General features: G+C 60.4%; 8 protein-coding genes. 6 read left to right on the forward strand and 2 right to left on the reverse strand.

Features of this window, described 5'->3' with window-relative positions:
- Positions 1-20: 20 nt before the first annotated feature.
- Positions 21-2,708, forward strand: a complete 2,688-nt coding sequence (locus BI344_RS10165; protein ID WP_139166944.1) for a fimbria/pilus outer membrane usher protein — start codon at positions 21-23, stop codon at positions 2,706-2,708.
- Between the two features lie 32 nt (positions 2,709-2,740).
- Positions 2,741-3,715 (forward strand): fimbrial protein, encoded by a 975-nt coding sequence (locus BI344_RS10170; RefSeq protein ID WP_158021049.1) that lies wholly within the window; start codon positions 2,741-2,743, stop codon positions 3,713-3,715.
- A 79-nt stretch (positions 3,716-3,794) separates the two neighbouring features.
- On the opposite strand, the gene BI344_RS10175 is transcribed toward BI344_RS10170, so the two are convergent.
- Positions 3,795-4,661, reverse strand: coding sequence for an alpha/beta fold hydrolase (locus BI344_RS10175; RefSeq protein ID WP_071112819.1), 867 nt, complete (start codon positions 4,659-4,661; stop codon positions 3,795-3,797).
- Positions 4,662-5,388: 727 nt separating this feature from the next.
- On the opposite strand from BI344_RS10175, the gene BI344_RS10180 reads away from it, so the two are divergent.
- The 4 genes from BI344_RS10180 (at position 5,389) to BI344_RS10195 (ending at position 10,372) form a co-directional block, all read left to right on the forward strand.
- Positions 5,389-5,913, forward strand: a complete 525-nt coding sequence (locus tag BI344_RS10180) for a fimbrial protein (protein WP_071112820.1) — start codon at positions 5,389-5,391, stop codon at positions 5,911-5,913.
- A gap of 71 nt (positions 5,914-5,984) precedes the next feature.
- On the forward strand, positions 5,985-6,734 hold the full coding sequence (locus BI344_RS10185; RefSeq protein WP_071112821.1) for a fimbrial biogenesis chaperone: 750 nt from the start codon (positions 5,985-5,987) through the stop codon (positions 6,732-6,734).
- A 66-nt stretch (positions 6,735-6,800) separates the two neighbouring features.
- Positions 6,801-9,362 carry a fimbria/pilus outer membrane usher protein gene (locus tag BI344_RS10190; RefSeq protein ID WP_158021050.1) on the forward strand — a complete coding sequence of 854 codons (2,562 nt, stop codon included), beginning with the start codon at positions 6,801-6,803 and terminating at the stop codon, positions 9,360-9,362.
- Between the two features lie 44 nt (positions 9,363-9,406).
- Positions 9,407-10,372, forward strand: a complete 966-nt coding sequence (locus BI344_RS10195; protein WP_139166945.1) for a fimbrial protein — start codon at positions 9,407-9,409, stop codon at positions 10,370-10,372.
- 72 nt (positions 10,373-10,444) lie between these two features.
- On the opposite strand, the gene BI344_RS10200 is transcribed toward BI344_RS10195, so the two are convergent.
- Positions 10,445-10,747 carry a hypothetical protein gene (locus BI344_RS10200; protein WP_071112823.1) on the reverse strand — a complete coding sequence of 101 codons (303 nt, stop codon included), beginning with the start codon at positions 10,745-10,747 and terminating at the stop codon, positions 10,445-10,447.
- Positions 10,748-10,930 lie beyond the last annotated feature (183 nt).

The following is a 10,930-nucleotide window of genomic DNA, read 5'->3' on the forward strand; positions in this document are numbered from 1 at the left end:
CCAAAATGAATGGCAAAGACATGAAAAAACCACAGCAACAGCGAGATGAACTGCAGACGCCGGACTTGGCCAGGCTAGTTGGTCTGTTATGGCTGGCTGTCTGTGGCGGCAAGCCGGCCTGGGCGGCGGATGCGGTTACGGTTCAGACGCCGGCAGCGCCGCCGGCCACGCAGCCGGCTCCTGCCGGGCAAGCGGTTGCGCCGCCGGCAGCCGCCGCGCCGCAGGATCTGTCGTTTAATCCGGCCTTCTTCGGCAAGACGTCGGAGGGCCTGACGGTGGACTTGTCCCGCTTCAACAGGGGGGATGTGACGACGCCCGGCGTCTATCGGGCCGATGTCTATGTCAACCAGGCCTGGCTGGGGCGGCGCGACGTGGTATTGCGCGAGACCAAGGGCAAGGTGCTGCCCTGCGTGGATCGTGGCATGCTGGAGCAGTTGGGCGTGGACTCCGTGCGTCTGGCCGCCGCGGCGGCGCAGAACGCGACGGATGGCGCGTGCGTCGATGTGGCGACAGTCGTCCCTGGCTCGCAAGTGGGTTTCGATATGTCGGAACAGCGGCTGGATGTGACTATCCCGCAGCTTTATCTGCGCGCCAGCGCCCGCGGTTACGTCGATCCGCAGTATTGGGATGCGGGCATGCCGCTCGCCGGCTTCCTCAGCTACAACGCCAACGCTTACCGCTACAGAAATGACGGATCCAACAGCTCGCAGTATTTTGTCAGCACCAATACCGGGGTCAACGTGTCTGGCTGGCGCTTGCGCTACAACGGCTCGCTGGCGGTGCAGGACAGCGGCGGCGTCGGCGGCTATCACCGCAATTACGCCAGCAACGGCACCTATGCCCAACACGACCTGACCGACTGGAAGGCGCAGTTGACGGTGGGCGATACCTTCACGCCTTCGGATCTGCTCAGCAGCGTGCCGTTCCGCGGCGTGTTGATCAACTCCGATGACCGCATGCTGCCGGAGTCGCTGCAAGGCTATGCGCCGATTGTGCGCGGGGTGGCCGAGACCAATGCCAAAGTCAGCGTCAGCCAAAATGGCAAGATCATTTATGAAGGCATGGTGCCGCCAGGCGAGTTCAAGATCGACGACTTGTACAACACCGGTTACGCCGGAGACATGGTCGTCACTGTGACCGAGGCCGACGGCCGCACCAAGCAGTTCATCATGCCTTACGCCGCCGTCCCGCAACTGCTGCGGCAAGGCAGCTACCGGTTCAGCCTGCTGGCCGGACAATTGCAGGACGGCAGGCTGAGCAGCCTGCCGGACTTTGTCCAGGGCTCCTATCAGAGCGGCCTGACCAACAACCTTTCCCTGTATGGGGCGACCGTGCTGGCCGACCACTATCAGGAGCTGATGCTGGGGACGGCGTTCAACACCATAGTCGGCGCCTTCTCCACCGATATTACCCAGTCGGTCGCCTCCGACCTGTCGACATCGGTAGCGCCAAGCCGGGACATGAGCGGACGCAGCTACCGCATCAACTACAGCAAGATCTTGCCGGGAATCCGGACCAACTTTTCCGTGGCCTCGTATTTCTACTCGACCGAGGGTTATCTGGGGCTGACCGATTTCGCCGGCCTGCATAGCGGGTTCGCCGCCACCCTGCGGCCGCGCCGCAGCCTGCAGCTGAATGTTGATCAGCCGCTGTCCGAGCGTTTGGGGCGGGTGTTCCTGTCCGGTTCGGCGCAAAGCTATTGGAGCCAGAGCAGCAGTCAGATCCTGTTCCAGGGCGGCTATTCCAACTCTTTCAAATGGGGAGGTTTCTCGCTTTCGGCGGGGCGCACCAGAAACGGCGAGGGCCAAACGGTCACGCAGTACCTGCTGAGCGTGAACCTGCTATTGGGCAAGAGCCCCTACTCGCCGCAATTGGCCTCCACTACCACGGTCGACAGCCAGCACAATCAAAACGAGCAGCTCTCCATCAGCGGCACCACCGGCGAACAGCACAATCTCAGTTACAACGCATACGCCAGCTATCAGGACAATAAGGGCAGCGGCAGCACGACCGGCGGCGGCGCCAGCGTGCAATACGCCAACTCGGTGGCCACGCTCAACGCCAGCGCCAGCAGCCAGGGCTCAAACAGGCAGGAGGGCGCCGGCATCAGCGGCGCGTTGGTGTTCCATCCCGGCGGGGTGGTGGCGGCGCAATCGCTGGGGGACTCGATTGGGCTGGTACAGGCGGATGGAGCGGAAGGCGCGATTCTGAGCAACGCCAATGGCGTTTCCGTCAACCGTGGCGGTTATGCGGTGTTGCCGAATCTGGTGCCTTACCGCGTCAATGAGGTGACTCTCGATCCCAAGGGCATGTCGGATGCGGTGGAGTTGCAAACCACCTCCGCCGAGGTGGTGCCGCGGGCAGGCGCCATCGTGCTGCTCAAGTTCCCGACACAGAAGGGCCGGCCGGTGCTGGTAAGCATTCTGCCGGAAGGCGGCGCGGCGATACCGGTTGGCTCGGCGATTCTGGATGAAAAAGGCGGTCTGGTTGCCATGGTGGGGCAGGGCGGGAGAGCCTTTCTGCGCGGGCTGGATGGACAAAACCTCATCGTGAGATGGGGGGCGGGAAGCACGCGCGAATGCCAGTTCCGCTATCAGTTGCCTGTGCAGATTCCGGACAAGGGTTTTGTTCAGCTGCGCGCGCAGTGTCAGCCGCTGGCGACGGTGGCCGGCGATAAAGCTAATGACAAGGCGGGCGGCGGCAATTGATGCCAATGCAGAATTTCAGGGAGGCGGTTCCCATGCTTAATATTTGTTCCAAGCTCAATGTGCCCGCGGGGTTTCCTTGGCTATGCCTGCTGTTGTCGCCGACGGCGTGGGCCGCCGCTGATTGCCGGCTGATCAACGGTTTTACCGCTTTGTCGCCGGTGGTGGCGTTGTCCGGCCAATATGCGGTGCCGCGCAACGCGGCGGTGGGCTCGGTGATTGCCAGCTTCAGCTGGTTTGCGCCTAATCGCGACAACTACGCGGATTGCGCCGGCTATGGCAGCCGCAGCTGGACGTTGACCAGCACGCCCAAGCCGCTAGTGGGGGGGGGGATTTATGAAAGCGGGGTGCCTGGCGTCGGCATCCAGGTACTGAACCAGTTTCGCAGCGTCACCCCGGTTACCGACAGCGTGGCGCCCCATGCGAGCTATGCCTTTACCGCGCCGGCGCTGGTCTATCAGCTGGTAGTCACCGGCAAGGTGGGGGCGGGGGTGGTGTCGGGCGCGGCCTTGCCCGGCGTACGCTACCAATTGGACAATCTGCTGGTTTTTGACGCAAAGGCCGGCGGCAGCGCCATCATTGTCGCCTCGTCCTGCGCCACGCCAAGTGTCATCATCGATCTGGGCAAGCGCAGCCTGGGCGATTTCCAGGGCGTCAACAAGCCGATGAAGCCGGCCGCGGTGGGTTTCAATGTGGCGGTCAACGGTTGCCCGGCCGGTTTGGCGGGGATTCAGTACCGGATCGATCCGAGCACCAGCATCTGGAGCGCCGGCAGCGGCGTGGTGGCGCTGGATGGCGGTTCTTCGGCTACCGGCGTGGGGATTCAGTTGCGCAGCGGCGACAGCGGCAGCGCGCTGCAGTTTTCCACCCAGTATCAGCTGTCGGCTTATAACCCTGCCACTGGCGGTTCTTATAGCATTCCGTTGCTGGCGACCTACTATCAGACCGATACTACGATCCGACCGGGCATCGCCAGCACCTCGCTGACTTTTACCATGACTTACCAATAATGCCAGTAAGCGAGCCTGCAGCCGCCTTCCAGCGGCAGGCTCGCATCGGCTCGGCGCTGGCGGGAGCGGTTGCTGTCCATTACTTGTCCAAAAGGAAATTTTCCACCGCCGCGGCTAGTTCCACAGGTCTTTCCCACTGGATCATGTGGCCGGCATCGATCCGCACCTCACTCAGTTGCTTGAAGCAGGCGCGGCGCTCGTCCAGCGTGGCCATCACGCCGCTGACCATGGGATGGTCGAAGGCGCGCTCGCCCATCACCCACAGCACTGGAGCGCTGATGCGCTGCCAGCACGCCATGGCTTCCTCCAGCCGATACAGCACCGGGTTGATCATCTTGTGGCGGGGGTCTGCCCGGTAGATCACCTTGCCATCGGCTTGAGGCTGGGTGAGCTCCGCCGCCAGCCATTGCGCGTGTTCGTTCTTCAGCAGCGGATTGCGGCTGATCAGTTTGGCGCAGACCTGTTGCAAGTCTTCCAGCGCTTCAAATCCCATCTCCAGGCTGTTCTCGCGCAGCCAGCGGGCATAGCGCCCGGGGGCCTCGGCCGGTCGGGTGGCGTTCAGGCCGAATCCCTCCACCAGCACCAGCTTGGCGATGCGTTGCGGGCAAATCCCGGCATAGATGCCGGCAATCATCGAACCCATGCTGTGGCCCAGCAGCCTGACCGGCGCATCCGGCGACAACTGCTTCAGCAGGGCGTCGAGGTCGGCAAGGTAGTCGGGGAAGTAGTAGCTGCCCTCATTCCGCTGGCTGTCGCCAAATCCGCGCCAATCCGGCGCAACGACCTGCCAGTCATGCGCAAAGGCGTCCACCAGGAATTGAAAGGTGGCGGAGCTGTCCATCCAGCCGTGCAACAGCACCAGCAGCGGCGCCTGCTCCGATCCCCAGCGGCGGATATGGTAGCGGCGTTGGTTGAGGGTGAGATATTGGTCGCGGGAAGGCGTCATGGCGCTTGGGTTCTTGATGGTGCGAGGCCGACCAGTTTAAACGCGCGGAGATGAGGGTGGGTAGCGGCGATTGGGAATTCGACGCGTATTGACAGCGGTGGTTACTTCTTTGTCATTATTTTTTCGGTTTCATTTTGAATTTGGTGTTATTGTTAAGTTAAAAGTTTAAAATGTTATTAATTTGATGCATTAATACGACACATCACTTTCGCAAGAAAAATGAATTTATCGTGAATAAAATCCTTTTTTATCAACTTGTTGAGAGTATTGTTTGTTGAAATTTCAACGTGGGAACATATTGAAAGCTATGTCTTGTTTGCTTTAGTCTTGCGACTCCATCACATCTGACTGCGCTGCAAGAGGCTCTGATAAAGGTCCGTTCGCTAGGCAGACGTGATGAGAGTTGAGCATTGTCCAGCCATGGCATGGCCGCAGGAGCCCGTTTGCGCGATGTCCTGCCGCTGATCCTCAGGCCCCCATCGGCCTATTTTTTAAATCAAATTAAGATTTTCTTTAAATAAATTCAAACTAATTTGATGTTTTTTGTTGTATCTGATTTCGATATTGGTGATAAATTCTGAGGCCATAACGCCTGCAGGCTGGATGAGCCTGGCGCTGGCGGTTGTCGCAAGCGCCTTGATGTGTCGGACAACTCTTCAATTTCAGCCCATTTCGGGGCATGCAATCGGGCAGACGCACTGCCTGCAATTTCAACGGAGACTTTGTAATGAAACAGATCGTAACTGCAGCGCTGATTGGACTGGGTTTGTATTCTGCTGGCGTGATGGCCGCTGACGGCAAAATCACCGTCACTGGAAACATCGTGGCGCAGACCTGCACCATCGCCGGCACTGCCGGCCAGAACGTCACCGTAACCTTGCCGACCGTGGGCGCTTCCGCGCTGGCCAGCACCGGCCAGACCGCCGGTGCTACGCCGTTCGCCATCAATCTGAGCAATTGCCCTACCGGCCTCAAAAATGCCCAGACTCGCTTTGAAGTCGGCCCGACCATCAATCCGGCTTCCGGCAACCTGCTGAACAGCACTGGCTCGGGTTCCGCCACCAATGTGGAAGTTCAGCTGCTGAACAACAACTTCAATGCCATCAACCTCAACACCAACGCCAATTCGCAAGTGGTGCCGCTCAGCAGCGGTTCGGCCACCATGGGCTACTACGCACAGTACATCGCCACCGGCGCGGCTGGCGCAGGCTCGGTGAACACCAGCGTCCAGTACTCGATGACTTACCAGTAAATGGTGTCAGGCGGCTGGCGGCGCCGCTCGCGCCGCCAGCCGGTATCCCTTTCTTGGAGGCGGATTGGAAGATGAAACAAGCAGTATGGCGAGGGGCGGTCGCCCTGGCGGTTGCGGGCTCGGTATGGGCCAGCGGGGCCTTGGCGGGAGTGGTGATTTCCGGCACCCGCGTAGTGTACAAGGCTGAGGACCGGGAGGTGACCGTCAAGGTCAACAACCCCGGCAAGGAGCCTTCGCTGGTGCAGGTGTGGGCCGATAGCGGCAACGAGAAATCCGTGCCCGACACCGCGGACGCGCCTTTTTTGATCATGCCGCCGATTTTCCGCGTGGATCCCGCCAAAGGGCAGACTTTGCGGTTGACCTTCACCGGCGCCGACCTGCCCAAAAACCATGAGTCGGTATTCTGGCTGAACGTGCTGGATGTGCCGCCGCTGCCGAAGGCCAGCAGCGAACAGCGCAATTTCATGCAGGTGGCTTTCCGTTCCCGCATCAAGTTGTTTTACCGTCCGGCGGGCCTGCCGGGCTCGTCCGACGAGGCCGCCGACAAGCTGTCCTGGTCTTTGCTGCCGCAGGCCGGCGGCAAGGGCTATATGTTGCGGGCCTCCAGCCAGGCGGCCTATCACGTCTCGCTGAATCGAGCGGTCCTGCTGATGGGCAAGCATGAGTATGAAACCGATGGCGGCATGGTGCCGCCGGGCGGCAGCAAGGACTTTGCGCTGAAGGATGTGAAACTCAAGCCGGAAGGCGGCCTGAGGCTCAATTACGAGAGCATCAACGATTACGGTGCTCCGGTCATGCACAGCGTATCGCTGGCTCCCTGATAATTTTGCTTGCGCCAGCCCGGGCTGCGCGTTCCCGCAGGACTCAATCTAGCGATGAAGCACTTGATGACACGACCGCCCGATAGCCGCTGGGCGCTTAGCCCGCTCGGCTTGTTGATTTGCGGCTTGTTCGGCGGCCAGGCTGCCTTCGCGGATTCGCCTGCTGCGGGAAATGTCGCGCTCGACGATGTGCAGTTCAACCCGGTGTTCATCAATCAGAATGCAAATGGGCAAAAAGTTGATCTGTCGCGCTTCAATCAGACCGGCGCGGCCTTTCCCGGCAATTATCGGGCTGACGTCTATATCAACTCGGTCTGGCTGGGCCGCCGCGATGTGCTGATGAAGGAGCTGGCCGAGCGCAAGGTGCTGGCCTGTTTCAATCGGGCGATGCTGGATGACTTGGGCGTGGATGTCTCGCGTTTGCCGGAGATCGCCGGCGTGCCGGCCCGCGACGAGGCCAGCCGCTGCGTGGACATCGCCGCCGTGGTGCCCGGCGCGTTTTCCAGCTTCAACAGCACCGACTTGCGTCTCGATGTCAGCATTCCGCAGAAGTATCTGCGCGCCCAGGCGCGCGGCTATGTGGCGCCGGAGTACTGGGATCCCGGCGCCCCATTCGCCGGTTTTCTCAACTACAACGCCAATGCTTATCGCTATGACAATGGCGGCTCTGCCGGGACATCCACGCAGTATTACTTTGGCGCCAATGCCGGCCTCAACATCGGTTTGTGGCGGCTTCGCTATAACGGCACGCTGACGCAGCAGGATAACGGCAAGGGCCAGAGCCAGCGCACCTACCAGAATGCCTCGGCCTATACCCAGCGCGATATCACCGGCTGGCGCGCCGTGTTGACCATCGGCGATTATTTCACCCCGTCCGACTTGTTCGGCAGCGTGCCATTTCGCGGCGTGCAGCTCAGTTCCGACGACCGGATGCAGCCGGAGTCGCTGCAAGGCTATGCGCCAGTGGTGCGCGGCGTGGCCGAGACCAACGCCAAAGTGTCGATTCGCCAGAATGGCAACCTGATTTATGAAAATGTGGTGCCCCCGGGCGAGTTCAGCATCGACGACCTCTATAACACCGGTTTTGCCGGCGACCTGGACGTGACGGTTACCGAGGCGGACGGCCGCGTGCGCAAGTTTGTCGTCCCTTACGCGGCGGTGCCGCAGTTACTGCGCGAAGGCCAGTCGCGCTACGCCGTCACGGCGGGGCAGTGGCGCGATGGCGCGCTGAGCAAGCGGCCGAATTTTGCGCAGGCGACATACCAGCGCGGCATCAACAACAGCCTGACACTGTACGGCGGCCTGATTGCCGCCGATCACTACCAGTCCGCGCTGTTCGGTTCCGGCATCAATACGCCGCTGGGCGCGCTGGCGCTGGATGTGACGCAGTCATGGGCGAGCCAGCTGCCGTTCAATGCCAGCGGCAGCGATATGCAGGGGCAGAGTTACCGGGTGACTTACAGCAAGCTGCTGGAGGCGACGCGCACCAATTTCACGGTGGCCGCCTATCGCTTCTCGACCGCCGGTTTCCTCGAGCTGAGCGACTATACCAATCTGATCAATCAGGTCGGGGTGGTCTACCGAGCCAAGAATAAATTCCAGCTCAATGCCGATCAGCCTTTGGGCGACCGCTGGGGCCATGTGTTTCTCACCGGCTCGACCCAGGATTACTGGAACCAAGGCGGTCGCGACCTCACTTACCAGCTGGGCTATAGCAACAGCTTCAAGTCGGTGAGCTTCAATCTGTCCGCCGGCCGCACGCATGACGCGAGCGGGAACAACATCAACCAATACATGCTGAGCGTTTCCATGCCGCTGGGCCGCGAGTCGTACTCCCCGCTGCTGAGCGCCAGCGCAAGCAGCAGCAGCGACCGCAGCGCCGGCGCACAGGTCAATCTGAGCGGCACGACGGGCGAGCTGCGCAACCTCAGCTACAACGTTTACGCCAACATCAATCGCGACAGCGCGGGCGGCAATACCAGCGGCGGAGGAGGCAGCGTGCAGTATGCCACTTCGGTTGCCACGCTCACTGCCGGCGCCAGCGCCAGCGGCAAGACATCGCAGGCCAACCTCGGCGCGAACGGGGCGCTGGTGTTCCATCCGGGAGGCGTGACGCCGGCGCAGTCGCTGGGCGAATCCTTCGCCATCGTCGAGGCGCCTGGGGCGGAAGGCGCCGCGGTCAGCAACACCAACGGCGTGCGCGTCAGCCAGAGCGGCTATGCGGTGGTGTCGTCGTTGATGCCGTACCGCCAGAATGAAATCACGCTGGATCCCAAAGGCATGAACCAGGACGTGGAATTGCAGGAAACGAGCATGCAGGACGCGCCACGCGCCGGAGCCATCGTCATGCTGAAATTCAATACCCAGCAGGGCAAACCGGTCATCGTGAGGCTGACGCGGCCGGACGGCAACCATTTGCCGGTGGGCGCCACGATCAGCAGAGGCGAAGATTTCCTCTCCATGGTGGGCCAGGGCGGACGCGCCTTCCTGCGCGGCATGGAAGGCAAGCCGTTGACGGCAAGCTGGGGCGGCGGTCCGGACCAGCAATGCCGTTTCAGCTACCAACTGCCGCAAAAGACCGGCGGGCCGGCATATTTGCAGACGGATGCCGTTTGCGCGCCGCAGTGACGATCAAGACCAGCCATCGGCAACGACGGGAAAGCGATAGGAAAATGAAGAAACTGATTTGCCGAGGATTGCCGGGATGGATGCTGGCATTGCTGATGGCCATGCCGTTGACCAGCCATGCGCTGGGTTGCTGGAACGGAAACAATAGTTCCGGCAGCGTCACCTCGACCTTGAACCTGCCCGGCAATTTATATGTTTCCGCCAATGCGCCGGCAGGAACGATAATCTGGCAATCGTCATTGCAGAGCCTCAGCCTGTATTGCGCGCAGAGCATAGGCGAAAACGTGTATTTCTGGGTGAATCCGAAGAAGTTGACGCTGGCGCCAGGCTTGCAGATCGGCATCATTTTCAACGGCCAGACCTATACCCAGAACAGCGGCGCGATCAATAGCAACATCTACGTGCCGAGGAATGGTTCGGTCAGCACCAACTTGCCGTATTCCATCGTGCTGTTGAAGACGACTGGCGCGCCTTCCAGCGGCTCTTCCACCGTCAGCCAGTACCCGGTGTTCCAACTGGATGGCATCGGCGGGCTGAATGCGCAGCAAGGCATCAATTTCAATCAGATGATCAATGGCACGGTCACCTTCACGCCCGGAGGGACGTGCGATCTGAGCGCGAACGGCCAGTACACGATCAACCTGCCGACTGTCGCCAGCGGCCTGTTTACCTCGGTGGGCAGCGCCTTGGCCCGCAATAGTTTCACCATCAGCGCCAGCAATTGCTCGACCGGCGTCAGGACCGCGACGTTCCGTTTTTCCGGGAAGGCGGATGCGACCAATCCGGTGCTGTTCGCCAATACCGGCGGTTCGGCGCAAGGGGTCGCCATCAACCTTGGCAGTTCCGCCGACGGGGCCAATATCGGCGCCAACAGCAGCAACAATACCAGGGTGGTGAATGTGCAGTCCCAGGCGGCTCAGCTGGGATTGTTCGTGGAGTACATGCGGACCGCGGATGTGGTGGCGGGCAGCCTGCAAACGGCGGTCACGATAGACATGCTGTACCAGTAGGCGATCCGTCTTCGCCCAAAATGCGAAAAGCCTTCGGCCGTTTTGGTCGAAGGCTTTTTTTGTTGCGAGCGGTCAGTTGTAGACGACGGTAACCAGCTGTCCGCTGCTGTAGGTAGTGGCGCCAGTCATATTGATAGCAGAGATGCTCAGGGACTGGGTGTTGTCGATGCCGGAGCAGGAGCGGCTGGACGCCACTTTGCGGGCAGCCTGGTATTGACGGGGATTCATCGCGTAATTCAGCAGATTGCTGCCGGTCTCGGCGCAGGGTTCCCTGACAATGGAGCCGTTTAGGCTGACAGTGCCGCCGTCGGAGGCCAGAGTCAAGCCAGATTGCAGAGCTGCCAGCGCTGCCAGAGTAAGAATGACTTTTTTCATTTGAGCCTCCCGTTTGATGAACCCGCTTAAGGCTGGCTTTTGCTGATTCTTTAAACAAATAATTTAAATTTATTCGATTTATATGTAACTATCTTTGTTAAGCCAAGTATAGGCGGCATGATTGTAAACAGCAATGTCTGTTTTTATTGAATTATTAGTAACAAATATTTAAATATGTAGGGC

The sequence above is a fragment of the Chromobacterium sphagni genome, from assembly GCF_001855555.1.
Taxonomy (GTDB): Bacteria; Pseudomonadota; Gammaproteobacteria; order Burkholderiales; family Chromobacteriaceae; genus Chromobacterium; species Chromobacterium sphagni.